The organism is Streptomyces sp. CB02058, assembly GCF_001905505.1.
Classification (GTDB): Bacteria; Actinomycetota; Actinomycetes; order Streptomycetales; family Streptomycetaceae; genus Streptomyces.
Genome location: NZ_LIPG01000003.1, coordinates 101,746 through 127,859, shown reverse-complemented (window position 1 = coordinate 127,859; position 26,114 = coordinate 101,746). Strand labels below are relative to the sequence as shown.

Genomic DNA, 26,114 nt, shown 5'->3' with positions numbered 1-26,114 from the left:
GTAAGCTGTATCAGCCCCTCGCACTCCTGACAGGCTTGACCGGAGCACTACCTTGCCCAGCCCCTACCGCGCCATCTTCGCCGCTCCCGGAGCCCGGGAGTTCTCGGCGGCCGGCTTCTTCGGCCGGATGCCGCTGTCCATGATGGGGATCGGCGTCGTCACGATGGTCTCCCAGCTCACCGGCCGCTACGGGCTCGCCGGTGCGCTCTCCGCCACGCTCGCCATGGCGGCGGCCGTCATGGGCCCGCAGGTGTCCCGGCTGGTCGACCGGCACGGGCAGCGCCGTGTGCTGCGCCCCGTCACCCTGTTCGCGGCCGCGTCGGTCGCGGGGCTGCTGGTCTGCGCGCAGCAGCGACTGCCGGACTGGACCCTGTTCGTCTTCGCGGCGGGGGCCGGCTGCGTCCCGAGCGTGGGGTCGATGGTCCGGGCCCGCTGGGCCGAGATCTACCGGGGTTCGGGGCGTCAGCTGCACACCGCCTACTCCTGGGAGTCGATCGTCGACGAGGTGTGCTTCATCTTCGGGCCCATCATCTCGATCGGCCTGTCCACCGCGTGGTTCCCGGAGGCGGGCCCCCTGATCGCCGGTGTGTTCCTGGTGATCGGGGTCTTCTGGCTGACCGCCCAGCGCGCCACCGAGCCGAAGCCGCATCCGAAGGAGCAGCACACGGGCGGTTCGGCACTGCGCTCGCCGGGCCTCCGGGTGCTGGTGGTCACCTTCGTCGCCACCGGGACGATCTTCGGAGCGGTCGACGTGGTGACGGTCGCCTTCGCCGAGGAGCGCGGCCACAAGGCGGCGGCGAGCCTCGTGCTGGCGGTCTACGCCCTGGGTTCATGCCTCGCGGGAGCCGTCTTCGGTCTGCTGCACCTGCGGGGGAAGCCGTCCACCCGGTGGCTGGTGGGGGTGTGCGCGATGGCCGTGAGTATGATCCCCCTCCAACTGGCCGGGAGCCTGCCGTTCCTGGCCGTGGCGCTCTTTGTCGCGGGCCTCGCCATCGCACCGACGATGGTCACCACGATGGCCCTCGTCGAACAGCACGTACCGCGCAACCAGCTGACCGAGGGCATGACCTGGACCAGCACCGGACTCGCGGTCGGGGTGGCGCTCGGCTCCTCCGCCGCCGGCTGGGTGGTCGACGCCTCCGGGGCCGAGGCGGGGTACGCGGTGCCCGCCGTGGCGGGAGCGCTCGCGGCCGCGGTGGCGTTCCTGGGGTATCGCCGGCTCGCCGAGCCGGCTCCTAGGGGAGGGCGCGGGGAAGATGACCGACACCTACGCACGGACGGCGAGCACGTGGCGTAACTGGGCGGGCAACGTCACCGCCCGTCCGGCACGCGTGGCCTCCCCCGCGTCCGTCGACGAACTCGCCGAGGTGCTGCGCAGGGCGTCCGAGGACGGCCTCACCGTGAAGCCCGTCGGCACCGGCCACTCGTTCACGGCGACCGCGGCCACCGACGGCGTCCTCGTGCGGCCCGATCTGCTCACCGGCATCCGGGACATCGACCGTGCGGCGATGACCGTCACGGTCGAGGCCGGCACCCCGCTGAAGCGCCTCAACGCCGCGCTCGCCCGGGAGGGGCTCTCCCTCACCAACATGGGCGACATCATGGAGCAGACGGTCGCCGGGGCCACCTCCACGGGCACCCACGGCACCGGCCGGGACTCGGCCTCGATATCCGCGCAGATCCGCGCGCTGGAGCTGGTGACGGCCGACGGCACGGTGCTGCGCTGCTCGGAGAGCGAGCACCCGGACGTGTTCGCCGCGGCCCGGATCGGGCTCGGGGCCCTCGGGGTGGTCACCGCGATCACCTTCGCGGTGGAGCCGGTCTTCCTGCTCACCGCCCGCGAGGAACCGATGACCTTCGACCGGGTCACCTCCGATTTCGACCAGCTCGTCGCCGAGAACGAGCACTTCGAGTTCTACTGGTTCCCGCACACCGGCAACTGCAACACCAAGCGCAACAACCGCAGCGCCGGTCCGCCCGCCCCTCCCGGCCGGATCAGCGGCTGGATCGACGACGAGCTGCTCTCCAACGGGATCTTCCAGGTCGCCTGTTCGGTGGGCCGGGCGGTCCCCGGCACCATCCCCTCCATAGCCCGGCTCTCCAGCCGGGCCCTGTCGGCCCGCACGTACACGGACATCCCGTACAAGGTGTTCACCAGCCCCCGGCGGGTGCGCTTCGTCGAGATGGAGTACGCGCTGCCGCGCGAGGCAGCGGTGGAGGCGCTGCGCGAGCTCAAGGCGATGGTCGATCGCTCGCCGCTGCGGATCAGCTTTCCCGTGGAGGTACGCACGGCCCCCGCGGACGACATCGCGCTCTCCACGGCGTCGGGCCGGGAGAGCGCGTACATCGCGGTCCATCTGTACAAGGGCACGCCCCACCAGGCGTACTTCACGGCCGTCGAGCGGATCATGACGGGGTACGAGGGCCGCCCGCACTGGGGCAAGATCCACACCCGGGAGGCCGGCCATCTCGCGGAGGTCTACCCGCGCTTCGGCGAGTTCACCGCCGTACGCGACCGGCTCGACCCGGACCGGCTGTTCGCCAACGCCTATCTGCGCCGGGTGCTCGGCGACTGACGACGGCGGCCCGAGTGGTCCGGTGCGCGCCGTCGGGGCGCGGTCACCGGTCGGCGTCCGCTCCGGGCGCGCCTTCCTCCTGGGCCGGGGCGCCGGTGGTCGCGGCCGGGTCCGGTGCCTGCGAGGTGGCGCCGTCGCCCGGTGCCGTGGGGCTGGTGGGCTCCGGCGTCGTGGCTCCGCCGGTCGCGGAGGGCGTGGGTGCGGGGCCCGTGGTCGAGCCGTCCCCCTCGGTGGTGCCGGGCTGCGCGCTCTCCGCGTCCCCGGAGTCCGTGCCGGGCGTGGTCGCGTCGCCGTCGTCCGGCCGACCGCTGTCGCCGCCGTCCTCCTCCTGGCCGGTGCCGTCGGTGCTGACGGAGGGCTCGGGCGAGGTCGTCCCCGCGCCGCGCTCGCCGCGCACGACGGAGCCGACGGTGGTGCCTCCGTTGCCGGCGAGGTCGTGCCCCGAGACCATCTCGTACACGGTGATGCCCGCCATGGACAGGACGAAGACCCCGGTGGCGGCGAGGGCGGAGCGCTTCCAGCCGCGGACGCGGGTGCCGTGCGTACGGGCGTCGGAGTAGGCGTCGTCCGGCTCCGGGTCGCCGGGCCGGGCCTGCGGTATCACGGTCGTACGGTCCTCGTCGCCGGACGGGACCTTGCGCATCATCGTCGTACGGTCCGGGTCGCCGGGGCGGGCCTGCGGGAGCATCGCTGTCCGGTCCTCGTCGCCGGACGGGACCTGCCGGAGCATCGTGGTGCGTTCCGGGTCGCCGGACGGGACCTGCCGGAGCATCGTGGTGCGTTCCGGGTCGCCGGACGGGACCTGCCGGAGCATCGTGGTGCGTTCCGGGTCGCCGGACGGGACCTGCCGGAGCACGGTGGTGCGTTCCGCGTCGGGCTCCACCACCTGCGGCATCGTCGTCCCGTCGCCCCAGGTCCGGTCCTCCGAGCGGTGCGGCGCGGGAATCGTCTCCCGTGTGCGCACCGTGACCTGACGGCCCGCCGGATGCTTCACCTGGACGGTGACTTCGCGGATCTGCTCCCCCGTGCGACGGAAGAAGTGCTGGAAGACCGATCCCCCGCAGGTGGCCACCACGCTCATCACGCCCGCACCGGCGATGGTTCCGTACACACCGAGCTGCGAGGCCATCACCGCCGCCGCGACGGCCGCGACGGCGCTGCCCGCAACCTGCGGCAGGCTCAGATCTATGCGCCTTTCCTTGCCTTCCGCATCGCTCTGCGGCTTCTGAACCATGATCAGTCCCTGCTCGACAACTACCCCACCTTGCACCAGGAAGGGACATTTGAGCGAATCGGATAGTTCCGATTCTGGAGATTTTGTGAAGCAGCACACGCGTCGAGCGCACGGGGCGAACGAGGGGGGACCCAACTCCCGTATCCGGCGCAAAGTTCGACGGCGCGCCGTCCACCCCCGTGGCCCGAATGGAGTACTGTGGCGAGCCCTGGGGCCGGACTCCCACACGGGTGTCCGGAACCTACGGGAGGGGGCCGAAGGCGGCACCCGAACCGGCGGCGCCGCGGCATCGCACGGGCGCCTGCTGCATGGAGCGACCACCCGGTCACTCCGCGTCGCAAACAGGTAACCGTGCCATCGTGGCGGTCCAGGGCCAAGGCCCGACACGCCGGGTAACTTGGCAAGGTTGTGGCAGGCTGAACCCGGGCAGGTCACACTCGACTAGCGGAAGCAGCGACGCACGTGACGTCGGCAGGCACCACCCGGGAGGTTCCCATGCCCGAACTGCGTGTCGTGGCCGTCTCAAACGACGGCACACGACTGGTGCTCAAGGCTGCGGACAGCACGGAGTACACGCTTCCGATCGATGAGCGGCTGCGTGCCGCCGTGCGCAATGACCGCGCCCGGCTCGGCCAGATCGAGATCGAGGTGGAGAGCCATCTCCGCCCCCGCGACATCCAGGCGCGGATACGTGCCGGCGCCTCCGCCGAGGAGGTCGCCCAGTTCGCCGGCATCCCGGTGGACCGGGTACGCCGCTTCGAGGGCCCCGTGCTCGCGGAGCGTGCGTTCATGGCCGAGCGGGCCCGGAAGACCCCTGTGCGCCGTCCCGGCGAGAACACCGGACCCCAGCTCGGCGAAGCGGTGCAGGAGCGTCTCCTGCTGCGCGGCGCCGATCGCGAAACCGTCCAGTGGGACTCCTGGCGCCGGGACGACGGCACCTGGGAAGTCCTCCTGGTCTACCGCGTCGCGGGCGAGCCCCACTCCGCGAGCTGGACGTACGACCCGCCGCGCCGGCTGGTCCAGGCCGTGGACGAGGAGGCGCGCTCGCTGATCGGCGAGACGGACGACGTCGCCGCCCCGGAGCCGAGCTTCCCGTTCGTGCCCCGGATCGCGCGCCTGCCGCGCGACCGGCCGCTGGACCGCGCACTGGACCGCCAGATCGAGCGCCCCGCCCCGGCGGAGCCCGAGGAGCGGATCAGCGGTGTGTCGTCCAACGAGCGCGACTCCCTGACCAGCCTCCTGGAAGCGGTGCCGAGCTTCCGCGGCGACATGGTCGTCCCCGAGCGGCCCTCCCAGCCGGAACCGCCCGCGCTCGAGCCGGCCTCACAGGAGGAGCCCGAAGCGGACGAGCCCCCGGCCGCGGCGGCCTCCGCCGGAGCCGGTTCGGCGTACGCGGATGTGCTGATGCCGCGCGCCGTGGCCGGGCACCGCGACCGGCTGACCGGGACGACGGACCGCCAGGCCGAGGCCGACGGTGTCCGCCCGGGGCGTCGAGCCGCAGTGCCGAGCTGGGACGAGATCGTCTTCGGCACCCGCCGCAAGAAGCAGGACTGAGGACCGGTCCGGGGGTTCCCCGGAACAAGGGCGAGGGCCCGTACGCGTACGGCGTACGGGCCCTCGCTCGTCCCTGTCACCCGGTGCGGGTCCCTCAGCGAGGTTCCGGTCCGGTGGCGACGGGGCGGGACTCGTCCGAGGACCACTCCGACCAGGAGCCGGCGTAGAGCGCGGCCCGCTGTCCGGCGATCTCCAGGGCCAGCACCTGATGGGCGCCCGAGACGCCCGAGCCGCAGTACACCCCGACCTCGGTGCCGCCGTCGGCACCCAGGGCGGAGAAGCGGGACGCCAGCTCCGCCGCGGGCAGGAAGCGTCCGTCATCCTCGACGTTCCGGGTGGTCGGGGCGGACACCGCGCCCGGGATGTGGCCGCCCACGCGGTCGATCGGTTCCACGTCGCCCCGGTAGCGCTCAGCCGCCCGCGCGTCGAGGAGCAGGCCGGAGCGGGCCAGCGCGGCGGCCCCGTCCGCGTCCAGGAGACCGAGCGCGCCCGGCTCGGGCCGGAAGTCGCCCTCGGCGGGGTGCGGAACCGCGGTGGTGAGCTCACCCGTCCACGCGGCGAGACCACCGTCCAGCACGCGGACATCACCGTGCCCGGTCCAGCGCAGCAGCCACCAGGCGCGGGCGGCGGCCCAGCCCTGGCCTCCGTCGTAGACCACCACCGGGGTCCGGCTTCCGACGCCCGCCCGCCGCATGACGGCCCCGAACTCCTCCGGGTCCGGCAGGGGATGACGGCCGCCGCCGCCCGGCGGGCCGGCGAGCTCCGAGTCGAGGTCGACGAACACGGCGCCCGGGAGGTGCCCTGCCTCGTAGTCGGCGCGGCCGTTCGGACCGCCGAGCTGCCAGCGGACGTCGAGGAGCACAGGCGGGCGCGGCCCCGCCGACTCGCTCATGTATTCGGATGCGCTGATGATGGGCTTCATGTCTGCCATCTTCGCGCAGGGGTCGCGACGGGCGGCGCTCCACCGATAGGGATGTACCCCATCAAATCGGTCATCGGGGTGCGCGGAAGCCGGAAAACGCGGCGCGGCCGGGGTGCCTCGGGGCCTGAGTGGTGCGAGCATCTGCACGGAGCGTGTGCGCCCGTATCCGTACCCCTGGAGACCGCGCAGGCTTCGTCCCCGTGCGGCCACCCCGATGGTGCGAGGAGAGAGAGAAGATGACCGAGGCTGCCACCCGGCGCCCGCCCGGCGCGCCGTGCTGGGTGAGTCTGATCGTGCACGGTCTGACCGCGACCCAGGAGTTCTACAGCCGGCTGTTCGGCTGGGAGTTCCTGCCCGGGCCGGAGCAGTTGGGGCCGTACGTCCGGGCCGTGCTGCGCGGCAAGGAGGTCGCCGGCATCGGACAGCTGCCGCCGGACCGGCACCTCCCCATCGCCTGGACGACGTACCTCGCCACGGATGACGCGAGGGCGACGGCGGAGGCGATCCGCTCCTGCGGCGGGACGGTGGCCGTCGGCCCCCTCGACGCCGGTGACGCGGGCCGCCTGGCGATCGCCTCCGACCCCGGCGGGGCGGTCTTCGGCATCTGGCAGGCGGCCGAGCACCTCGGCACTGCCCTCGCGGGCACCCCCGGCACCCCCGTGTGGAACGAGCTGATGACCCGGGAGACCTCGTCGGTCGCGAAGTTCTACCAGGCCGTCTTCGGTTTCGAGACCGAGGCGGTCGTCTCGGCCGACTTCGACTACCAGACGCTGCGTCTCCAGGGCCGCCCGGTGGCCGCCCTGCACGGCGTGGGACACGCGCTGCCGCGCGACCGGGGTCCGCACTGGATGACGTACTTCCAGGTCGCCGACACCGACGAGATGGCGGCGCGGGTGGTGGAGCTGGGCGGACATGTGCTGCAGCCGGCGCGCGAGGGGTCGATCGGGAGGATGGCGACGGTGGCGGACCCGGAGGGCGCGGTGTTCACGATCGTCCGGCCCACGGGCGCCTGAGCCCGTACGGCCGTTACGCCGCTGCCGCCCGGGTCCCCTGTGTCGGTCACCTGGCAACGGACCCGGACCGCACGGTGGTTGCCGTGCGGCCCCGGGCCGGCCAAAGGGCGTCGGCCGGCGCCCTCCGCCGGGGAGGCCCGCGCCGTCAGGGCGTCGGCCTCACCTGCCGTCCGTGACATGGCGGGGTCGTGTCACTTCGGACGGGCCGGCTGGAGTCCCGCGTACACCCCGCCCGTGACGAGCAGTTCCTCGTGCGTGCCGACCTCGGCGATCCGGCCGCCCTCCATGGCCACGATGCGGTCGGCACCCTGGATCGTGGAGAGCCGGTGGGCGACGACGAAGACGGTCCGGCCGTGCACGAGCCGGGTCAGCGCCTCCTGCACGAGCGCCTCCGAACGGTTGTCGAGTGCGGAGGTCGCCTCGTCGAGCACCAGCACCCTCGGATCGCGGATCAGGGCCCTGGCGATGGCGAGCCGCTGCTTCTGACCGCCCGACAGCTGCGCGCCGCGCTCCCCGATGACGGTGTCCAGGCCGCGCGGCAGTCCTTCCACGAACTCGAGCGCGTTGGCGTCCCGGAGGGCACGCATCAGCGTCTCCTCGTCGGTGTCGCCCATGCCGTACGTGACGTTGTCGCGGATGCTGCCCTCGAAGAGGATCGACTCCTGGGGCACCACCGACAGGAAGCGCCGGTAGGTACGGAGATCGAGTCCGGCCATGTCGGTCCCGTCGAGCAGGATGCGGCCCGAGGTCGGCCGGATGAAGCCGATGAGCAGGTTGAGCACCGTCGACTTGCCCGCGCCCGAGGCCCCCACGAGCGCGATGGTCTCGCCGGGACGCGCGGAGAGGGTGAAGCCGTCGACTGCGGGCTCCCCGTCCTCGTACCCGAAGCCGACGTCCTCGAAGTCGATCCGGCCGACGACGCTCTCCACCCGCGCCTTGCCGGCGTTGGTCTCCAGGTCGGGTGCTTGGAGCACCTCTCCGGCGGAGCGCACCGACTCCAGACCTTTGGTGAGGATGGGGGCGAGGCCCAGCAGGGTGGTCACCGAGCCCGTGAGCACGGTGAAGAAGGCGCTGAGCATGACCACGTCGCCGGCGCTGATCGGCATCCAGCCGTGGTACGCCACGAGGGCGGACCCCGTGAGGCACAGGACACCGAGGGTGTTGAGGATGACCCATGCCAGTGAGCCGAAGCGGCCGTTGATCATGTCCAGGCGCAGACCCGCGGCGAACACCTGGCGCAGCGAGCCGTCGACCCGGCCGAGCGCGGTCCGCTCCAGACCGTGGGCACGGGTGATGGGGATGAGGGTGGTCATTTCGCCCACCCGGGAGGAGAGTTGTTCGACCTCACGCCGGAAGGACTCGTTGTGGCTGCGCAGCCGCCCGCGCAGCTTCATGACGAGGAAGCCCGCCGCGGGAACCACCACGAGGAAGACGGGCAGGAATTCGGGCACCCGTACGCCGATGACGACGAGCCCGCCGACCAGGGTGACGACGGCGCCTAGGCCCATGTCCGAGCTCTGCTGCACCATTTGCTCCACGGCCTCGACGTCACGGACGACCTTGGCCTGGAGCACGCTCGAACTGACCCGTGAGTGGTAGCCGATGGAGAGCTGCTGCATCCGCCGGCAGAGCGCCGAGCGCAGGGTGATGCCCATGCGGCGGATGCTGCCGCCGAGGAGGCGGACGTACCACTGGTGGAGCGGGTAGTTGATCACGAGGATGAACAGCAGGACGCCGACGGACTTCCAGATCCCGGACTCGGGACCGTGCTGGACGACCACGTCGAGGACGTTGGCGGTGATGAGCGGCAGCAGCCAGATCGGGCTGTGCTTCACGACGAAGATGAGAACCGCCATGGCCAGCCGGCCGCGGTCGGGCCGGAAGAGATGGCCGAGGGTGCGGACCGGGTTCTCGCCGCGGTAGCGGTGATCGAGGTGGTCGAAGGGTGCCAGGGGTTCGGCGGAGAGCGGTGAAAGCGCTTTCTTCATGGGGATCATCCCACCCGCTCCCCTCGCCGCCGACAACCCCCGTTCCACGGGAAGAGACGGGAGGGGAAAGAATCCGGCGGACCGGGCCGGACTCCCGCGCGCACGACGGCCCGTGCGTCATCCGCGCCGGACACGACACGGCCCGTGCGCACCTGGGGTACGCACGGGCCGTGGTCCTGCACGAGGTCGGGCGCCGCCCGCCGGGCTACGGGCCGTTCAGGCGCCGCCCGGCGGGAGGCCGGGGTCAGACACCCCGGGGGCCCACTCCGGCCGCGGTGGACTCGGCGAGCTTCTGGAACTCGCCCAGGTCGTAGTTGGCCAGTACGGAATCGAGGTTCGTCAGAGCGCCCAGGTGCTCCACGAATCCGCTGGGGTCGTACTCGATCTGCAGGGCGACCCGGCTGGAGGTGTCGTCGAGCCGGTGGAAGGTGACGACACCGGCGTGGTGCACACCCTCGATGGTCTTCCAGGCGATCCGGTCCTCCGGGACGACCTCGGTGAGCTCCGCGACGAAGCCCTTGTCGGCGCCCGGCAGGGACAACTGCCAGGAGAACCTGCGCTCGTCCATCGGATCGACCCGCCGGACGTGGCTCAGGAACTTCGGCCACTGCGTCACATCGCTCCACAGAGCCCAGGTCACGGCCACGGGCGCCTTGATGTCGACGGTCTCGACGAGGGAGGAGGACATGCGCATCATCCTTCTTTCACTCGGTTGCGGCTTGAGCTGCCGCCTACCCAGCACTCGGCGGGACACGCCTGGCCGCTCCGCCGAAGGCCTCCGAGGGGCCTGCGCCGATGGGCTCCGGTCCGGCCGCGTCAGCCGGACGAGACCGGCAGGACCTCCGGGGACAGCGCGCCCGCGCGAGCGGACGCGGCGGTCATGCGGCGCCTGTGGTGACGACGGCAGAGGACCTCGTAACCGACCTCGCCCGCCGGACGGTCCACGTCGCCGACCACCACCTGTGCCCCCGCGACGACCATCTCGCCCTCTATCGTCCGGGCGTTGTGCGTGGCACGGGCTCCGCACCAGCACAGGGCCTCGACCTGGAGCTGCTCGATCCGGTCGGCCAGCTCGATCAGCCGCTGGGACCCCGGGAACAGCTTCGTACGGAAGTCCGTCGTGATCCCGAAGGCGAAGACGTCCATGTCGAGGTCGTCCACGACCCGCGCCAGCTGGTCGATCTGCTCGGGGGCGAGGAACTGGGCCTCGTCCACGATCACGTAGTCGACCCTGCCGCCCTGCGACAACTGCGCGACCAGATACGCGTACAGGTCCATCCTTGGGCCCGCCTCGACCGCCTCCGTCACCAGGCCGAGCCGCGACGAGAGCTTCCCCTCCCCCGCGCGGTCGTCCCTGGTGAAGATCACTCCCTGAAGTCCGCGCGCCGACCTGTTGTGGCCGATCTGGAGGGCCAGGGTGCTCTTTCCGCAGTCCATCGTTCCGGAGAAGAACACGAGCTCGGGCATGAGGGGGTGCGGGCCTTTCGGGTGCGGTGCGGGAGGAAGGACGAAACGAGGGCTACGAGCGTACTTCGAGGAGCGGGACGAGCTGTTCCACGGGGGTCAGCGAGCCGTGCATCCCCACCATCAGGGACTCGTGGGGTTCGTTGGCCGAGGCGGTGATCACCACGTCGTCGTGGGCGGCGGCGACCACGTCGCCGATCCTTCCGTACACGCGCTCGTCGATCCGGGGGCCGAACCAGCCCGCCGCGACGGCCTCGTCCCGGCTCGCCACCCAGAACTGCTCGCCGAGCACCTCGCGCCAGACGGTCAGGACGTCGGCTTCGGCCCCGGGGACCGCGTACACATGGCGGGCCCGGCCCTCGCCTCCCAGCAGGGCGACTCCGGCGCCGAGTTCCCAGTCCTCGTCGAAGTCGATCCGGGACTGCTCGTCGAACGGGATGTCGATCATGCCGTGGTCGGCGGTGATGTAGAGCGCGGAGCGCGGCGGGAGCTGCTCGGCGAGGCGCCGGGCGAGCCCGTCCACGTACATCAGCTGGCCGCGCCAGGCGTCGGAGTCGACGCCGTAGCGGTGGCCCTGGCCGTCGACCTCGCTGTAGTACGTGTAGACGAGGGACCTGTCACCGGCTGCGAGCCGCTGGGCGGCGACGTCCATCCGCTCCTCGCCGGAGAGCCGGCCGAGGAAGGAGCCGCCGCTGAGCGCGACCTTGGTCAGCGGGGTCTGCTCGAAGTCGGGGGCGGAGACCTGGGCGGTGCGTACACCTGCGGCGTCGGCGAGGGTGAAGACCGTGGGGTGCGGCTGCCAGACCTTGGGCGCGGTCCACGGCTTCCAGCGGAGCTGGTTCATCAGCGCGCCGGTCTCCGGGTTGCGCACGGTGTAGCCGGGAAGGCCGTGCTCGCCGGGGGCCAGGCCCGTGCCGACCGAGGCGAGCGAGGTGGCCGTGGTGGAGGGGAAGCCGGAGGTGATCGGCCGGCCCGTCCCACCGCGGGAGGTGGGGAGCAGGCTGTGCAGGAAGGGCGCCTCGTCCGGGTGGGCCTTGATCTGCTCCCAGCCGAGCCCGTCGATCAGGAAGACGCAGTTGCGGTCGGCGGGGGTGAGCTCCGGGATCGTGGCCTCGAAGCCGGGGACCTCTTGTCCGGCGACGAGCGTCGGCAGAAGGTCGGCGAGCGACCCCGTGCCGTATTCGGGGACGGGCGCGCTCTCGGGAGGGAGCAGGACGGGGTCCTGCCAGGCGGGCTGGACCATCAGCGGGCGGTCGCCGCGGTCGCGGCCGTGGCCTCGGAGAGCGCCTGGGCGAAGGCCAGCGTCTGGCGCACGGTGTCCGGGCCGTCCCCCGCCTCGCTGACACGCAGGCTCAGGTCGTCGGCGGTGGAGCTGCCGGTGTAGCCGTGGTCGGCCTCGCAGTTGGGGTCGCCGCAGGCGGCGGGCTCGAGATCGATGCGGGAGACCGCGCCCCAGCCGATGGTCAGGACGACCTCTCGGGGCAGCGTGCCCGGCACGTACTTCTCGGGGTTGGCCACGACCCGGCTGACCACGACGGACGAGATCCGGTCGAGCTTGACCGACTCCGTGGACGTCGTGGCGTACGGCGTCGGGGAGCTCGTGTCGGCGGCCTGCTCGTCGGTGTGGCTGACGATGAAACGGGTGTCCGTCAGGACGAGGACCGTGACGTGGCGGCGCACCTCGTTGGAGTCGAAGGTGGTCTCCTGGTGCACCAGGTACGACGCGACCGGCTCACCGCCCACGGCGGCCTCCACCGCCTCGGCCACGAGGGCCGGGTAGTAGCCGCTGCGCTCGATCGCCGCGCGCAGCCCCTGGGTCGTCGTACCGGTCTTTGCCATACGGACCATCCTACGGGGGGCCGGTGACTGCCGGGCACGCCGTGCGCGGGTCCGTGGGCGGTCAGTAGCTGGGAAGCCGGCGGGGGCCGAGGTCGCTGCGGGCGGGCGGCGGGGCGAGCCGGACGCTCGCTCCGAGGACCGTCAGGCCCTGCGTGGCGACGACGACGGGTTCCAGGGTGACCGAGACCACCTCGGGGTGGTCGTCGACCAGCCTGGACACCCGCAGCAGAAGCTCTTCGAGCGCCGGGGTGTCCGCCGGCGCGGAACCGCGCCAGCCGAACAGCACCGGAGCCGCCCTGATGGAGCGGATCAGCTCGGCGGCGTCGCGGTCGGTGGCGGGGACGAGACGGTGGGCGGTGTCGCCCAGCAGTTCGGACGGCGCACCGGCCAGCCCGAAGGAGAGGACGGCACCGGCGGCCGCGTCGATCGAGGCCCGGACGACGGTGTCGACGCCCCTGGGTGCCATGGCCTGGACGACGGGGCGGAGTTCGGCGGGTGTACCGAGCAGTTCGGTTAGCTCGTCGTAGGCCCGGCGCAGGGCGTTCTCGTTGGCGAGGTCGAGCCGTACGCCTCCGAGGTCGGCCCGGTGGCGGAGGTGGGGCGCGGTGGTCTTCAGGGCCACCGGGTAGCCGATCTTCGAGGCCGCCGCCACGGCCGCGTCGGGGTCCGGGGCGGCGAGCGCGGGCCGCACGGTGACGCCGTAGCGGGCGAGCAGCTCGCGTGCCTCGTCGTGGGTCAGCGGGCGGCCCCGCGGGGCCGGGTCGGGGCCCAGCAGTGTCTCGATCAGCCCCGCGGTCCCCGCCTCGTCGATGGTGTCTTCCAGGAATTCGGGCACCTTGCCGGGGGTCGCGGCCTGCCGCCGCCACTGTGCGTACCTCACGGCCTCGGCGAGCGCCCTGGCCGCCCGCTCGGCGGCGGGGTAGGCGGGGATCCGCCCGGCGGAGGGCTCGGGGAAGGCGGGCTCGGCCTGAGGCGGGACCGGGGCCGGCTGCGTGGCCGGGGCCGGCTGCCGGGGCTGCGTGGCCGGGGGCGTGGCGGCGGGGCGCGCCGCGGGCGGGGGCGCCGTGCTCGTTGCGGCGGCGAGTGCCTGGGCCAGCCCGCCCATCTCCACGTGCACCACCGCCACCGGCTTGGCCGGGCCGTTGGCCGCCGCCTCGCGCAGGGCTGCCGCCAGGACCTCTCCGTCGCCGGTCTCGGCCTCGCCGTTCTCCCCCACCCAGGGGATCGCGGTGACGATCACCGCGTCGCACGTACGGTCCGCGAGCGCCTCCCCCAGCGCGTAACGGAAGTCCTGCGGTCCGGCCGCCGTGGTGAGGTCCCGGGGCGGGCGCGGGCGCAGTCCTTCGGCGAGGCAGGCGTCGTAGGCGAGGAGGCCGAGGGACTCCGAGTTGCCCAGGATCGCCACCCGGGGGCCGTCCGGCAGGGGCTGGCCCGCGAGGAGCAGGCCCACGTCGACCAGCTCCGTCACGGTGTCCACGCGGATCACGCCCGCCTGCCGCATCAGTGCCGACACCGTCGCGTCGGGGATGCGGCTGACCGGTACGGCGTGGCCGGGCGGGGTCGAGCCGCTGTGCCGGGCGCCCTTCACCACGACCACCGGCTTCACGGCGGCGGTGCGGCGGGCGAGCCGGGTGAACTTGCGCGGGTTGCCGAGCGACTCCAGGTACAGGAGGGCGACATCGGTGCCCTGGTCCTCGTACCAGTACTGGAGGAAGTCGTTGCCCGAGACGTCGGCCCTGTTGCCCGCGGAGATGAAGGCCGAGAGTCCGGCGCCCCGCCGGTGGAGGCCGGACAGCACGGCGATGCCGATGGCGCCGGACTGGGTGAAGAGCCCGATGCGCCCGGCCTTCGGCGACTCGGGGGCGAGGGAGGCGTTGAGGCGGACCTCGTCCGAGGTGTTGATGATGCCGAAGGCGTTCGGGCCGATGATCCGCATGCCGTACGAGCGGGCCTGCCGGACCAGTTCGCGCTGCCGCTCCCGGCCGTCGGCGCCGCGCTCGGCGTAACCGGCGGAGAGGACGACGAGCCCCTGGACGCCGTGCTCGCCGCAGTCGGCGACGGCCGCCGGGACCCGGTCCGCGGGGACGGCGACGACCGCGAGGTCGACCTGTTCGCCGATCTCCCCCAGGGAGCGGTACGCGGGCACCCCGTCGACGGTGCGCAGATCGGAGTCGAACGATGTGTTCACGGCGTACGCGCGCCCGGTGAAGCCGGAGGCGAGGAGGTTGCGCAGCACCGTGCGGCCCACACCGCCCGGCGCGCGGCCCGCACCGATGACCGCGACGGAGCCCGGGGCCAGCAGGCGCTGGACGGAGCGCGCTTCGGCCCGCTGCTCACGGGCGCGCTGGACGGCGAGGGACTCGGCGGTGGGTTCGATGTCGAGGGTGAGATGGACGGAGCCGTCCTCGAAGCTGCGCTGCTGGGTGAAGCCGGCGTCCCGGAACACCTTGATCATCTTGTTGTTGGCGGGCAGCACCTCGGCGGCGAAGCGGCGGATGTCACGCTCCCTGGCGACCGCGGCGATGTGTTCGAGGAGTGCCGACGCCACACCGCGGCCCTGATGGGCGTCCTGGACGAGGAAGGCGACCTCGGCCTCGTCGGCCGGGGCGGAGGCGGGCCTGCCCCGGTCGTCGATCCGGTCGTAGCGCACGGTCGCGATGAACTCTCCGCCGATCGTCACCGCCAGTCCCACCCGGTCGACGTAGTCGTGATGGGTGAAGCGGTGCACGTCGCGGGCGGAGAGACGGGGGTACGGCGCGAAGAAGCGGTAGTACTTCGACTCGTCGGACACCTGCTCGTAGAAGCTGACGAGCCGCTCGGCGTCGTCCGTGGTGATGGGCCTGATGCGCGCGGTGCCACCGTCGCGGAGGACGACGTCCGCCTCCCAGTGGTCGGGGTACGCGTGATGCGGACTCTGCTCCGGCGAGGGCTCCATGGGCAAAGCCTACGGCGCGTCGCACCGGTCGCGCCGGGTTCGCGCCGGAGGCACGCTGAGGGAGCCTTCGGGCGGCGAGCGGGCCGGCGGTGAGGCCAGGTCCGGCAGTCCGCACCGCATGAGACACTGGTCTAGACAACCATTGATACGTGAAGGGCAGAACCATGGCTGAGCGCCGCGTCAACGTCGGATGGGCCGAGGGCCTGCACGCCCGCCCCGCTTCCATCTTCGTCCGTGCCGCCACGGCCTCCGGCGTCCCCGTGACGATCGCCAAGGCGGACGGCAACCCCGTGAACGCCGCGTCCATGCTCGCGGTGCTCGGCCTGGGCGCCCAGGGCGGCGAGGAGATCGTGCTCGCGTCCGAGGCCGACAACGCCGAGGTCGCTCTGGACCGTCTGGCGAAGCTGGTCGCCGAGGGGCTCGAGGAGCTCCCGGAGACCGTCTGATTCCGGCCGTTCAGGATCGGATCCTTTTTCACGGAAAAGCCGCGACACCCTCACGGGGGGGTCGCGGCTTTTCTGTTTCCGTAACCGGCTTCACGGAGCCCCGGAAGAACTGAATCAGGGCAGCAAAAAGAAAGCCCTGCGAGAATTACCTTCTTTGTATACGGCGCCATTGTTAATGACGGGCTCCCGCGATGTTTACGGGGTGTTGCGAAGTTCTCACCCGCACCCCGCCCGCCGTGGTGCCCTGCCGGTCCGTGCGGCGCAGCCGGTGGGCGGTGGCGGCCCGCTCGGCGTGCTGGGCGGCCAGGGACCTGGCCCGTTCCGCGTCGCCGCGCGCCACCGCGTCGACGAGGGCGCCGTGCTCGGCCCAGGAGTCCGCGGGGCGGGCCGGCTGCTCGACGGAGTACATCCAGGCGATCTTGTGCCGGAGCTGGGTGAGCAACGCGATCAGCGCGGGGCTGCCCGAGGCCTGCGCCAGCGTCTCGTGGAACCAGCCGCCCAGCGAGCGCAGATCCTCCCCCTCGCCCCGGCGGACCCGCTCCTGACCCAGTCTGACCAGGCCTCGGAGCACCTTGAGATGCGCCTCCGTGCGGCGCTGCGCGGCCCGCGCGGCCCCGAGGGGCTCCAGCAGCATGCGGATCTCCAGGAGGTCCGCCGCCTCCTGCTCGGTGGGCTCGGCGACGCAGGCACCGGCGTGCCGGCGGGTGACGACGAACCCCTCGGACTCCAGGGTGCGCAGCGCTTCGCGCACCGGGACGCGTGAGACGCCGTAGCGTCGCGCGAGCACCTCTTCGGTGAGGCGGCCACCGCGTTCGAAGACACCGGAGACGATGTCGTCACGGATCGCCGTGCATACCGAATGCGCGGGAATGCGCATGTCCGAACCTCCGCCTTAATCCCCGCGAAACGCGGCCGACCGACGCCTGTTCTGTGACTCTATTGCAACCGGCGGGAATTTCCGATGGCGGGGTGGAATCCATCGATATCTTTTAGCCAGGGAGCGCTTCCACGCACGCTCGGGCGGGCGCCCCTCCCGGGCACACGGAGAAGGCCCCGGCGGATGTGCCGGGGCCTTCGTCGTGCGCCCGGGAGGGGCGCTGTCACGCTGTGCGGGGTCAGACCTGGACGCCGTGGGAGCGGAGGTAGGCGACGGGGTCCATGTCGGACCCGTACTCGGGGGTGGTCCGGGCCTCGAAGTGCAGGTGCGGTCCCGTGGAGTTGCCGGTGGAGCCGGAGAGGCCTATCTGCTGCCCCGAGGTGACGCTCTGGCCGACGGAGACACCGATCGAGGAGAGGTGGCCGTACTGGGTGTAGGTGCCGTCCTTCATCCGGAGCACGATGTTGTTGCCGTACGCGCCGCCCCAGCCCGCCTCGACGACCGTACCGGCGCCGACCGCGACGACGGAGCTGCCGGACGCCGCCTGGAAGTCCACGCCGGAGTGGCTGCCGGAGGACCACAGCGCACCGCCGGACTTGTAGCCGGTGGTCACGTGCGAGCCGGCGACCGGGAGGTGGAAGGCGTTCAGCCGGGCGCGCTCGGCGGCGCGGGCGGCACGGGCCTCGGCCTCGCGGACCTCCTTGGCGCGGGCGGCGGCCTTGCGCTTCGCCTCGGCCTTGGCCTCCGCCTTGGCCTTCGCCTCGGCCGCGGCCTTCGCGGCGAGGTCGGCCTGGTGCTGCTGGGCCTTCGCCTGGGCGTCGATCTGGGCGGCGAGCGTGGCGTCGAGGGCGACGGTCTGGGTCAGACCGGTGCCGCCCGCGGGGGCCTCGGAGTCCGCGGCGAGCGCCGGGGAGGCCGTGGCGCCGATGACGCCGGTGGTGGCCAGGGCCGCGATGCCGGCGACCTGGGCGCTCTTGCGCGTCAGGCGGCTCGGGGCACGGTGCTTCCCGGTGGCACGGATGAACGCCATGGAGGAGCTGGTCCTTTCCTTCCTTCTCGCCTACCGGGTTAGCTGACGGGTTCGGAGCAGGAAGGTCTCCTACGGGCCCCTCCGCCTCGTGCGAGGCACAGGGATCCGATTCACCCCAGGGACTTCGTGGGTCCCCGGCTCCCCAGGCTCGCGCCTGACGGGGACTCGGCGATGACTGTCCGGCGCCGCGGGCGCGGCATACGTCTGGCGGACAGCCGGGCCGACGCTAGGTCGGGCCGCTTCGCATCTCCAAACGGAACGGGCCTTTTGTCGGACATCCCACAGGGCATTTCAGATCTTTGGCGGCAAACAGGACAAACAGTGGAACCCCGGCGAGAGTGCCCTCGCCGGGGTCCGTTCCGTACCGCTTTGCCGGTGCACGGAGGCCGTTTCCGCCCGTCCGTACCCGCTGGTCGTCAGCCGCTGACGACCGACACCTCGCCGATGCCCAGCGCCCGGACGGGCTCGGCGATCTTCGAGGCGTCACCGACGAGCACCGTGACCAGCCGGTCGACCGGGAACGCGCTGACCACGGCCGCGGTGGCCTCGACGGTGCCGGTCTCGGCCAGGCGCGCGTAGAGCTGGGCCTGGTAGTCGTCCGGGAGGTGCTGCTCCACCTGGTCGGCGAGCGTGGCCGCGACGGACGCCGCCGTCTCGTACTTCAGCGGGGCGACACCCACGAGGTTCTGCACGGCGGTCTCACGCTCGGCGTCGGTGAGCCCTTCGGCCGCCAGCGTGCGCAGGACCTTCCACAGGTCGTCGAGCGCGGGCCCGGTGGACTCCGTGTCCACGGAGCCGCTGATCGCGAGCATCGCGGCTCCGGCCGGCCCGGCGGAGGAGCCGGGAGCCGTCGAGCGCAGCACCTGGCCGAAGGCCCGGACGCCGTAGGTGTAGCCCTTCTCCTCGCGCAGCACACGGTCCAGCCTGGAGGTGAGCGTGCCTCCCAGGCAGTAGGTGCCGAGGACCTGGGCCGGCCACACGCTGTCGTGCCGGTCCGCGCCGATACGGCCGATCAGCAGCTGGGTCTGGACGGCTCCGGGACGGTCCACGACGACCACGCGGCCGGTGTCGTCCGCGGTGATCGGCGGGACCGGGCGGGCCTGGCCCGCGTTGCCCGACCAGTCGCCGACGGTGTCGTCGAGCAGGGCGTCCAGGTCCACACCCGTGAGGTCGCCGACGACGACCGCTGTCGCGGTGGACGGACGGACGTGGGCGTCGTAGAAGGCGCGCACGGCCGCGGCGTCGATCCGGCCGACGGTCTCCTCGGTGCCCAGGCGCGGACGCGACATGCGTGCCGTGGCGGGGAAGAGCTCCTTGGAGAGCTGCTTGGCGGCCCGCCGGGCCGGGTTGGCCTGCTCGTGCGGGATCTCGTCGAGGCGGTTGCGCACGAGGCGCTCGATCTCGTCCTGCGCGAAGGCGGGGGCCCGCAGCGCCTCCGCGACCAGGCCGAGGGCCTTGGCCAGCCGGGAGACGGGGACCTCCAGGGAGACGCGGACGCCCGGGTGGTCGGCGTGCGCGTCGAGCGTGGCGCCGCAGCGCTCCAGCTCGGCGGCGAACTCCTCCGCGGAGCGCTTGTCCGTGCCCTCGGACAGGGCGCGCGCCATGATCGTGGCCACGCCGTCCAGGCCCTCGGGCTCGGCGTCCAGCGGCGCGTCGAGGAAGATCTCCACGGCGACGACCTGCTGGCCGGGGCGGTGGCAGCGCAGCACGGTCAGGCCGTTGGGCAGGGCGCCGCGCTCGGGCGCGGGGAAGGCCCAGGGCCTGGCCTCGCCGGCGGTCGGCTGCGGGTGGTACTCCATCGCTACTCCAGTCACGGCGGCGTCGGTCACTTGTCCGCCCCCTCGTGCGCGTCGGTGCCCTCGGTGTCGTCGGCCGGTTCGACCGGCTCGTAGACCAGGACCGCCCGGTTGTCGGGTCGCAGGTGCGCCCGGGCCGCCTCCTTGACCTCGTCGGCCGTCACGTCCAGCACCCGGCCCACGGCGGTCAGGGCGAGCTGCGGGTCGCCGAACAGGACGGCGTACCGGCACAGTTCGTCGGCGCGGCCGGCGACCGTGCCGAGCCGGTCGAGCCACTCGCGCTCCAACTGCGCCTGGGCCCGTTCCATTTCCTCCGGGGTGGGTCCGTCCTCCGCGAAGCGGGCCAGCTCCTCGTCGACGGCCGCCTCGATCTGCGGCACCTCGACACCGCCGGACGTCTTGACGTCCAGCCAGCCCAGCGAGGGCGCGCCCGCGAGCCGGAGCAGCCCGAATCCCGCGGCCACCGCCGTACGGTCGCGGCGGACCAGGCGGTTGTGCAGCCGGGAGGACTCGCCTCCGCCGAGCACGGTGAGCGCGAGGTCCGCGGCGTCGCACGCGCGGGTGCCGTCGTGGGGCAGCCGGTAGGCGGCCATCAGCGCACGCGCGGGGACCTCCTCCTGGACCACTTCGCGCAGCTGCTCGCCGATGATGCCGGGCAGCGTGCCGTCGCGCGGGGGCTGCTTGCCGTCGTGGGAGGGGATGGAGCCGAAGTACTTCTCGATCCAGGCGAGCGTCTGCTCCGGATCGATGTCCCCGACCACGGAGAGCACCGCGTTGTTCGGCGCGTAGTACGTACGGAAGAACGCCTGCGCGTCCTCCAGCGTCGCCGCGTCCAGGTCGGCCATCGAGCCGATCGGGGTGTGGTGGTACGGGTGGCCCTCGGGGTAGGCGAGGGCGGTCAGCTTCTCGAACGCCGTGCCGTACGGGACGTTGTCGTAGCGCTGGCGGCGCTCGTTCTTGACGACGTCGCGCTGGTTCTCCATGGACTCCTCGTCGAGCGCGGCGAGCAGCGAGCCCATCCGGTCGGCCTCGAGCCACAGGGCCAGCTCCAGCTGATGCGTCGGCATCGTCTCGAAGTAGTTGGTGCGCTCGAAGCTGGTGGTGCCGTTGAGAGAACCGCCCGCCCCCTGCACCAGCTCGAAGTGCCCGTTCCCCTTGACCTGGCCCGAGCCCTGGAACATCAGGTGCTCGAAAAGGTGAGCCAGGCCGGTGCGTCCCTTGACCTCGTGGCGGGACCCGACGTCGTACCAGAGGCAGACCGCGGCTACCGGGGTCAGATGGTCCTCGGAGAGCACCACGCGCAGGCCGTTGGCCAGACGGTGCTCGGTCGCCGTCAAGCCGCCGGAACCGGCCTGGGCTGTGGCCGTGTGACCCATGGGCATGTACGTCCCTTCGATCGGTACAGGATTTCCTGCCGGACCTGCCACTCTAAGCAAGCGCACGGGCACCTGGCGAAGTTCCCGTTGGGTGAATGTTGTCGTAGATGCTGCCGTAAACAGGGGCCCGGCGCAGGCCCTGGAGACCGCTTCGGACGGGTCGAGGTCGGGGTTGTCAGTACGGCGGTCCACAATGGTCGGCGTCAGAACCTGAGGTTGCCCGACAGAATCTGTGAAGGAGTCGCAGCCGCGATGGCCCGCCGCAGCACGAAAACCCCGCCGCCGGACGACTTCGAGGAGAAGATCCTCGACATCGACGTCGTCGACGAAATGCAGGGCTCCTTCCTCGAGTACGCGTACTCGGTGATCTACTCCAGGGCGCTGCCCGACGCCCGCGACGGCATGAAGCCCGTGCACCGCCGCATCGTGTCCCAGATGAACGAGATGGGGCTGCGGCCCGACCGCGGCTACGTGAAGTGCGCCCGTGTCGTGGGCGAGGTGATGGGCAAACTGCACCCGCACGGCGACGCGTCGATCTATGACGCACTGGTGCGCATGGCACAGCCGTTCTCGATGCGCCTGCCCCTCGTCGACGGACACGGCAACTTCGGCTCGCTCGGCAACGACGACCCGCCGGCCGCGATGCGGTACACCGAGTGCCGGATGGCCGACGCCACGTCCCTGATGACGGAGTCGATCGACGAGGACACCGTCGATTTCCAGTCGAACTACGACGGCCAGGAGCAGGAACCGGTCGTCCTCCCCGCGGCGTACCCGAACCTCCTGGTCAACGGCGCCTCCGGGATCGCGGTCGGCATGGCGACCAACATGCCCCCGCACAACCTCGGCGAGGTCATCGCCGCCGCCCGCCACCTGATCCGGCACCCGGGCGCCGACCTCGAGACGCTGATGCGCTTCGTCCCGGGACCCGACCTCCCGACGGGAGGCCGGATCGTCGGCCTCGGCGGCATCAAGGACGCGTACGCCGCAGGGCGTGGCACGTTCAAGATCCGTGCCACGGTGGCCATAGAGAACGTCACGGCCCGCCGCAAGGGGCTCGTCGTCACCGAACTGCCCTTCACCGTCGGCCCGGAGAAGGTGATCGCCAAGATCAAGGACCTGGTCGGCTCGAAGAAGCTCCAGGGCATCGCCGACGTCAAGGACCTCACCGACAGGGCGCACGGTCTGCGCCTGGTCATCGAGGTGAAGAACGGCTTCGTCCCCGAGGCCGTGCTCGAACAGCTCTACAAGCTGACGCCGATGGAGGAGTCCTTCGGCATCAACAACGTGGCGCTCGTCGACGGCCAGCCGCTCACCCTGGGGCTCAAGGAGCTCCTGGAGGTCTACCTCGACCACCGCTTCGACGTGGTGCGGCGGCGCAGCGAGTTCCGCAGGACCAAGCGCCGCAACCGGCTGCACCTGGTCGAGGGCCTCCTGGTCGCCCTGCTCGACATCGACGAGGTCATCCGCCTCATCCGGGACAGCGACAACTCGGCGCAGGCGAAGGAGCGCCTGATGGAGCGCTTCTCGCTGAGCGAGATCCAGACCCAGTACATCCTGGACACCCCGCTCCGCCGGCTGACCCGCTTCGACCGTATCGAGCTGGAGAGCGAGCGCGACCAGCTCAACGAGGAGATCGCCCAGCTGACGGCGATCCTGGAGTCGGACGCCGAGCTGCGCAAGCTCGTGTCCGCCGAACTGGCCGCGGTCGCGAAGAAGTTCGGTACCGACCGGCGCACCGTGCTGCTGGAGTCGGCGGGTTCGCAGGTCGCCTCCGTGCCCCTGGAGGTCGCCGACGACCCGTGCCAGGTGCTCCTCTCCTCGACCGGTCTGCTGGCCCGCACGGCCGGTGCCGGGCCGGTCGTCCAGGCCGAGGACGCCAAGCGCACCAAGCACGACGCGATCGTCTCGGCCGTCGCGGCGACGGCCCGCGGGGACGTGGGCGCGGTGACGTCCACGGGCCGGCTGCTGCGTCTCTCGGTGATCGACCTGCCTCAGCTGCCGGACACCCACGCGGCCCCGAATCTGTCCGGCGGGGCGCAGATCTCCGAGTTCCTCACGCTGGAGGCCGGCGAGGAGCTGGTCTGCCTGACCACGCTGGACGAGGAGTCGCCCGGCCTGGCCATCGGCACCCTGCAGGGGGTGGTGAAGCGCGTGGTTCCCGACTACCCGGCCAACAAGGACGAGTTGGAGGTCATCGCGCTGAAGGACGGTGACCGTATCGTCGGCGCCACCCAGCTGCGTACGGGCGAGGAGGACCTGGTCTTCATCACGTCCGACGCCCAGTTGCTGCGCTATCCGGCCGCGTCGGTACGGCCTCAGGGGCGCGCGGCGGGCGGCATGGCGGGCGTCAAGCTCGCGGCGGGCGCGTCCGTGCTCTCGTTCACCGCGGTCGACCCCGCGGCGGACGCCGTGGTGTTCACGGTCGCCGGGTCGCACGGCACGCTGGACGACTCGGAGCGGACCTGGAAGCTCACCCCGTTCGACCAGTACCCGCGCAAGGGCAGGGCCACCGGTGGTGTGCGCTGCCAGCGCTTCCTGAAGGGCGAGGACGTCCTGGTGTTCGCCTGGGCGGGCGGCACCCCGGCCCGCGCCGCGCAGAAGAACGGCTCACCGGCCGAGCTGCCGGCCCCGGACCCGCGCCGTGACGGCTCGGGCACGCCTCTGACCAGCCAGGTCGCGGTGATCGCCGGACCGCTGTAGGACGACGGCCGGGCGGCGCGGGGCCTCAGTCCTCGTCGTCGTCCGGCTGCCGCACGTACCGCAGGACGCCCCACATGCTGCGCTCCAGCTCGTCGGTGGCGTCCTGCTGCGCGTCCCGGCAGTCTTCGAGCTCCTCGAGGAGCGCGTCGGCGTCGATGCCGGAGCCGATCAGCACGAGCCGGGTCAGCCGCTCCTCACCCCTGGACCAGGGCTGCGGGACGAACCGCAGGAACCTGCCGACGGCGTGCAGGGCGTAGCGGTTGCCCCGGTCGCCCTCCCCGAAGTCGGCGAACCCCTTGATCCGGTAGAGGCCCGCGGGCCTGGAGTCGAGGAAGTCCATGAAGCGGCGGGGGCTGAGCGGCACGTGGGCGGTGAAGGAGACGCTCTCGTACGCCGTGTGGAGATGGGCTTCGTGCGTCCGGTCCTCCTCGGGAAGCAGGTCCTCGAAGGACAGCTGCCGGTCGAGGTCGTCCTCGTCGGGCCGCAGGACGGGGTCGAAGAGCAGCTCCGGGTCGATCCGCCCGTACACGGCGGTGATGACGGCCGCCCGGCCGCCGGCGTCGGCGACGGCCTCCCGCACGCCCCGCAGGTCCGCCTCCGCCACCCGGTCGGTCTTGTTCAGGACGATCAGGTCGGCGACCGCGAGATGCCGGTCGATCTCGGGGTGGCGCTCCCGGGTGGCCGGGAACTCGGCCGCGTCGACGACCTCGACCAGTCCCCCGTACCTGATGTGGGGATTGTCGCTGGCCAGCAGCATCCGCACGAGTTCCTGCGGCTCGGCGAGACCGCTCGCCTCGATGACGATCACGTCGAGCCGGGCGGAGGGCCGGGTCAGCGTCTCCAGATAGGTGTCGAGTTCGCTCGCGTCGACGGCGCAGCACAGGCAGCCGTTGCCCAGGGAGACCGTGGAGCCGACCTGGCCCGCGACGGTCATGGCGTCGATCTCGATGGAACCGAAGTCGTTGACGATCACGCCGATCCGGTTGCCCGCCCTGTTACGGAGCAGATGGTTGAGCAGGGTCGTCTTGCCTGATCCGAGGAAGCCCGCCAGGACGACGACCGGGATCTGCGGGGCGTGGGGCGGGGTCAACGGGGCCTTCCTCGGGGTCGGTCAGAGTGCGGGCACGGGCTGCGGGGGCGGCGTCCCGACATAGCGGGCCGCCGGACGGATGATCTTCGAGTCCTCCGCCTGCTCCAGGATATTGGCGCTCCAGCCGACCATCCGCGCGGCGCAGAAGGTGGGGGTGAACATCTCGCGCGGCAGGCCGCAGAGTTCCATGACGACCCCGGCGTAGAACTCCACGTTGGTGTGCAGTTCGCGGCCGGGCTTGAGCTCGGCGAGGATCGCTTCCACCTGCCGTTCCACCTCGACGGCGAAGTCGACGAGGGGGCCGCCGAAGCCCTGCGCCACCGAGCGCAGCATGCGTGAGCGCGGGTCCTCGGTGCGGTAGACGGGGTGTCCGAACCCCATGATCCGGTCCCCGGCGAGGACCCGTTCCCGGATCCAGCCGTCGATGCGGTCCGGGGTGCCGATCGCGTCCAGGGTGTCCAGCGCCCGGCTCGGCGCGCCGCCGTGCAGCGGTCCGGAGAGCGCGCCGACGGCTCCGCCGAGGCAGGCGGCGACGTCGGCACCGGTGGAGGCGATCACACGGGCGGTGAACGTGGAGGCGTTGAAGCCGTGGTCGACGGTGGAGATCAGGTACCGCTCGACGGCAGCCGTCCGCGCCGCGTCGGGGACCTCGCCGGTGAGCATGTGGAGGTAGTTCGCGGCGAACGGGAGGTCGTCGCGCGGCTCGACCGGTTCGAGGCCCTGGCCCAGGCGGTACAGGGAGGTCAGGACGGTGGGGACGGCCGCGCACAGGGCGAGTGCGTCCTCGCGCCGGCGGTCGGCGCCGATGTCGTACACCGGCCGGAGTCCCGCCGAGGCCCCGAGCAGGGAGAGCGCGGTGCGCAGCCCGGGGAGCGGGCCGGAGACCACCCCGGCGCGGGCGATGGCGGGGAGCGCTTCCCGCACCTCGGCGGGGAGCCGGCGCAGCCCGGCGGTACGTGCGGCGAAGGCGGCGCTCGCCTCCCGGCCGGGGAGCTCGCCGTGGAACATCAGGTACCAGACGTCCTCGAAGCTGCGGCTCTGTGCCAGCTCGATCGCCGAGTACTGCCGGTAGTGGTAGAAGCCCTCACGCCCGCGCACGTCACCGAGGGTGGTGTCCGTGACGATCACACCGGCGAGTCCTCGGGGGACGTCGAGCGGGACGGTTTCCGTACGTGATCCGGCTTGCGCGTGCGAGTCGGCCGGGGTGCGCGAGGCAGGCATGGCGGGTTCCTCTTCCATCGCCGAGATGAACATTGATTCGACTGTCCATC

General features: G+C 72.1%; 20 protein-coding genes and 1 riboswitch. Of the genes, 6 read left to right on the top strand and 14 right to left on the bottom strand.

What is annotated here, in order from left to right; translation table 11 throughout:
- Positions 1–52: 52 nt before the first annotated feature.
- Together AMK10_RS14270 and AMK10_RS14265 are read left to right on the top strand one after the other, a co-directional pair.
- On the top strand, positions 53–1,297 hold the full coding sequence (locus AMK10_RS14270) for an MFS transporter (RefSeq protein ID WP_073748153.1): 1,245 nt from the start codon (positions 53–55) through the stop codon (positions 1,295–1,297).
- Positions 1,257–2,576: a D-arabinono-1,4-lactone oxidase gene (locus AMK10_RS14265; protein WP_073748152.1), complete on the top strand. Its 1,320-nt coding sequence runs from the start codon at positions 1,257–1,259 to the stop codon at positions 2,574–2,576. The genes AMK10_RS14270 and AMK10_RS14265 overlap by 41 nt, the downstream gene beginning before the upstream one ends.
- Positions 2,577–2,619: 43 nt before the next feature.
- Here the strand turns inward: AMK10_RS14265 and AMK10_RS14260 are convergent, their stop codons facing one another.
- The gene (locus AMK10_RS14260; RefSeq protein WP_073748151.1) at positions 2,620–3,810 is read right to left on the bottom strand and encodes a hypothetical protein; all 1,191 of its coding nucleotides are present in this window, start codon (positions 3,808–3,810) and stop codon (positions 2,620–2,622) included.
- A gap of 495 nt (positions 3,811–4,305) precedes the next feature.
- On the opposite strand from AMK10_RS14260, the gene sepH reads away from it, so the two are divergent.
- Positions 4,306–5,364, top strand: a complete 1,059-nt coding sequence (gene sepH / locus AMK10_RS14255; RefSeq protein ID WP_073748150.1) for a septation protein SepH — start codon at positions 4,306–4,308, stop codon at positions 5,362–5,364.
- Between the two features lie 94 nt (positions 5,365–5,458).
- Here the strand turns inward: sepH and AMK10_RS14250 are convergent, their stop codons facing one another.
- Positions 5,459–6,286: a sulfurtransferase gene (locus AMK10_RS14250; protein WP_073748149.1), complete on the bottom strand. Its 828-nt coding sequence runs from the start codon at positions 6,284–6,286 to the stop codon at positions 5,459–5,461.
- Positions 6,287–6,522: 236 nt separating this feature from the next.
- Between AMK10_RS14250 and AMK10_RS14245 the strand changes: the two genes are divergently transcribed.
- The gene (locus AMK10_RS14245) at positions 6,523–7,299 is read left to right on the top strand and encodes a VOC family protein (protein WP_073748148.1); all 777 of its coding nucleotides are present in this window, start codon (positions 6,523–6,525) and stop codon (positions 7,297–7,299) included.
- A 191-nt stretch (positions 7,300–7,490) separates the two neighbouring features.
- Here the strand turns inward: AMK10_RS14245 and AMK10_RS14240 are convergent, their stop codons facing one another.
- From AMK10_RS14240 to AMK10_RS14215, 6 genes are all read right to left on the bottom strand, one after another.
- Positions 7,491–9,287 (bottom strand): ABC transporter ATP-binding protein, encoded by a 1,797-nt coding sequence (locus AMK10_RS14240; RefSeq protein ID WP_073749259.1) that lies wholly within the window; start codon positions 9,285–9,287, stop codon positions 7,491–7,493.
- Between the two features lie 244 nt (positions 9,288–9,531).
- Positions 9,532–9,975, bottom strand: coding sequence for an SRPBCC family protein (locus AMK10_RS14235; protein ID WP_073748147.1), 444 nt, complete (start codon positions 9,973–9,975; stop codon positions 9,532–9,534).
- Positions 9,976–10,103: 128 nt separating this feature from the next.
- Positions 10,104–10,754, bottom strand: a complete 651-nt coding sequence (locus tag AMK10_RS14230) for a thymidine kinase (RefSeq protein WP_073748146.1) — start codon at positions 10,752–10,754, stop codon at positions 10,104–10,106.
- 52 nt (positions 10,755–10,806) lie between these two features.
- Positions 10,807–11,994, bottom strand: a complete 1,188-nt coding sequence (locus AMK10_RS14225) for an alkaline phosphatase family protein (RefSeq protein WP_073748145.1) — start codon at positions 11,992–11,994, stop codon at positions 10,807–10,809.
- A complete protein-coding gene (locus tag AMK10_RS14220) occupies positions 11,994–12,590 on the bottom strand; it encodes a DUF5998 family protein (protein WP_073748144.1) in 597 nt (198 codons plus the stop codon). Before AMK10_RS14220 ends, AMK10_RS14225 begins: the two co-directional genes overlap by 1 nt.
- Positions 12,591–12,651: 61 nt before the next feature.
- Positions 12,652–15,525, bottom strand: a complete 2,874-nt coding sequence (locus AMK10_RS14215; protein ID WP_073748143.1) for a bifunctional acetate--CoA ligase family protein/GNAT family N-acetyltransferase — start codon at positions 15,523–15,525, stop codon at positions 12,652–12,654.
- A 164-nt stretch (positions 15,526–15,689) separates the two neighbouring features.
- On the opposite strand from AMK10_RS14215, the gene AMK10_RS14205 reads away from it, so the two are divergent.
- Positions 15,690–15,971, top strand: coding sequence for an HPr family phosphocarrier protein (locus AMK10_RS14205; protein ID WP_014153627.1), 282 nt, complete (start codon positions 15,690–15,692; stop codon positions 15,969–15,971).
- A 172-nt stretch (positions 15,972–16,143) separates the two neighbouring features.
- On the opposite strand, the gene AMK10_RS14200 is transcribed toward AMK10_RS14205, so the two are convergent.
- The 4 genes from AMK10_RS14200 to AMK10_RS14185 all read right to left on the bottom strand — a co-directional run bounded on the left by AMK10_RS14200 (position 16,144) and on the right by AMK10_RS14185 (position 21,056).
- The gene (locus AMK10_RS14200; RefSeq protein WP_073748142.1) at positions 16,144–16,848 is read right to left on the bottom strand and encodes a GntR family transcriptional regulator; all 705 of its coding nucleotides are present in this window, start codon (positions 16,846–16,848) and stop codon (positions 16,144–16,146) included.
- A gap of 238 nt (positions 16,849–17,086) precedes the next feature.
- The gene (locus AMK10_RS14195) at positions 17,087–17,878 is read right to left on the bottom strand and encodes a M23 family metallopeptidase (RefSeq protein WP_073748141.1); all 792 of its coding nucleotides are present in this window, start codon (positions 17,876–17,878) and stop codon (positions 17,087–17,089) included.
- A 13-nt stretch (positions 17,879–17,891) separates the two neighbouring features.
- Positions 17,892–18,059, bottom strand: a riboswitch (cyclic di-AMP (ydaO/yuaA leader).
- Between the two features lie 235 nt (positions 18,060–18,294).
- A complete protein-coding gene (locus AMK10_RS14190; RefSeq protein ID WP_073748140.1) occupies positions 18,295–19,677 on the bottom strand; it encodes a M16 family metallopeptidase in 1,383 nt (460 codons plus the stop codon).
- 26 nt (positions 19,678–19,703) lie between these two features.
- On the bottom strand, positions 19,704–21,056 hold the full coding sequence (locus tag AMK10_RS14185; protein WP_073748139.1) for a M16 family metallopeptidase: 1,353 nt from the start codon (positions 21,054–21,056) through the stop codon (positions 19,704–19,706).
- 246 nt (positions 21,057–21,302) lie between these two features.
- Here AMK10_RS14185 and AMK10_RS14180 point away from each other — a divergent pair, with 246 nt between their 5' ends.
- Positions 21,303–23,753 carry a DNA gyrase/topoisomerase IV subunit A gene (locus AMK10_RS14180; RefSeq protein ID WP_073748138.1) on the top strand — a complete coding sequence of 817 codons (2,451 nt, stop codon included), beginning with the start codon at positions 21,303–21,305 and terminating at the stop codon, positions 23,751–23,753.
- Positions 23,754–23,778: 25 nt separating this feature from the next.
- Here the strand turns inward: AMK10_RS14180 and AMK10_RS14175 are convergent, their stop codons facing one another.
- The gene (locus tag AMK10_RS14175) at positions 23,779–24,843 is read right to left on the bottom strand and encodes a CobW family GTP-binding protein (protein WP_073748137.1); all 1,065 of its coding nucleotides are present in this window, start codon (positions 24,841–24,843) and stop codon (positions 23,779–23,781) included.
- A 21-nt stretch (positions 24,844–24,864) separates the two neighbouring features.
- Positions 24,865–26,064 (bottom strand): citrate synthase/methylcitrate synthase, encoded by a 1,200-nt coding sequence (locus AMK10_RS14170; RefSeq protein WP_073749258.1) that lies wholly within the window; start codon positions 26,062–26,064, stop codon positions 24,865–24,867.
- Positions 26,065–26,114 lie beyond the last annotated feature (50 nt).

Bases quoted from the DNA above. Each gene is read 5' to 3' on its own strand.
- AMK10_RS14265 (WP_073748152.1), top strand. From the start codon at position 1,257: ATGACCGACACCTACGCACGGACGGCGAGCACGTGGCGTAACTGGGCG.
- AMK10_RS14260 (WP_073748151.1), bottom strand. From the start codon at position 3,810: ATGGTTCAGAAGCCGCAGAGCGATGCGGAAGGCAAGGAAAGGCGCATA.
- sepH (WP_073748150.1), top strand. From the start codon at position 4,306: ATGCCCGAACTGCGTGTCGTGGCCGTCTCAAACGACGGCACACGACTG.
- AMK10_RS14250 (WP_073748149.1), bottom strand. From the start codon at position 6,286: ATGAAGCCCATCATCAGCGCATCCGAATACATGAGCGAGTCGGCGGGG.
- AMK10_RS14245 (WP_073748148.1), top strand. From the start codon at position 6,523: ATGACCGAGGCTGCCACCCGGCGCCCGCCCGGCGCGCCGTGCTGGGTG.
- AMK10_RS14240 (WP_073749259.1), bottom strand. From the start codon at position 9,287: ATGAAGAAAGCGCTTTCACCGCTCTCCGCCGAACCCCTGGCACCCTTC.
- AMK10_RS14235 (WP_073748147.1), bottom strand. From the start codon at position 9,975: ATGTCCTCCTCCCTCGTCGAGACCGTCGACATCAAGGCGCCCGTGGCC.
- AMK10_RS14230 (WP_073748146.1), bottom strand. From the start codon at position 10,754: ATGCCCGAGCTCGTGTTCTTCTCCGGAACGATGGACTGCGGAAAGAGC.
- AMK10_RS14225 (WP_073748145.1), bottom strand. From the start codon at position 11,994: ATGGTCCAGCCCGCCTGGCAGGACCCCGTCCTGCTCCCTCCCGAGAGC.
- AMK10_RS14220 (WP_073748144.1), bottom strand. From the start codon at position 12,590: ATGGCAAAGACCGGTACGACGACCCAGGGGCTGCGCGCGGCGATCGAG.
- AMK10_RS14215 (WP_073748143.1), bottom strand. From the start codon at position 15,525: ATGGAGCCCTCGCCGGAGCAGAGTCCGCATCACGCGTACCCCGACCAC.
- AMK10_RS14205 (WP_014153627.1), top strand. From the start codon at position 15,690: ATGGCTGAGCGCCGCGTCAACGTCGGATGGGCCGAGGGCCTGCACGCC.
- AMK10_RS14200 (WP_073748142.1), bottom strand. From the start codon at position 16,848: ATGCGCATTCCCGCGCATTCGGTATGCACGGCGATCCGTGACGACATC.
- AMK10_RS14195 (WP_073748141.1), bottom strand. From the start codon at position 17,878: ATGGCGTTCATCCGTGCCACCGGGAAGCACCGTGCCCCGAGCCGCCTG.
- AMK10_RS14190 (WP_073748140.1), bottom strand. From the start codon at position 19,677: ATGGAGTACCACCCGCAGCCGACCGCCGGCGAGGCCAGGCCCTGGGCC.
- AMK10_RS14185 (WP_073748139.1), bottom strand. From the start codon at position 21,056: ATGCCCATGGGTCACACGGCCACAGCCCAGGCCGGTTCCGGCGGCTTG.
- AMK10_RS14180 (WP_073748138.1), top strand. From the start codon at position 21,303: ATGGCCCGCCGCAGCACGAAAACCCCGCCGCCGGACGACTTCGAGGAG.
- AMK10_RS14170 (WP_073749258.1), bottom strand. From the start codon at position 26,064: ATGCCTGCCTCGCGCACCCCGGCCGACTCGCACGCGCAAGCCGGATCA.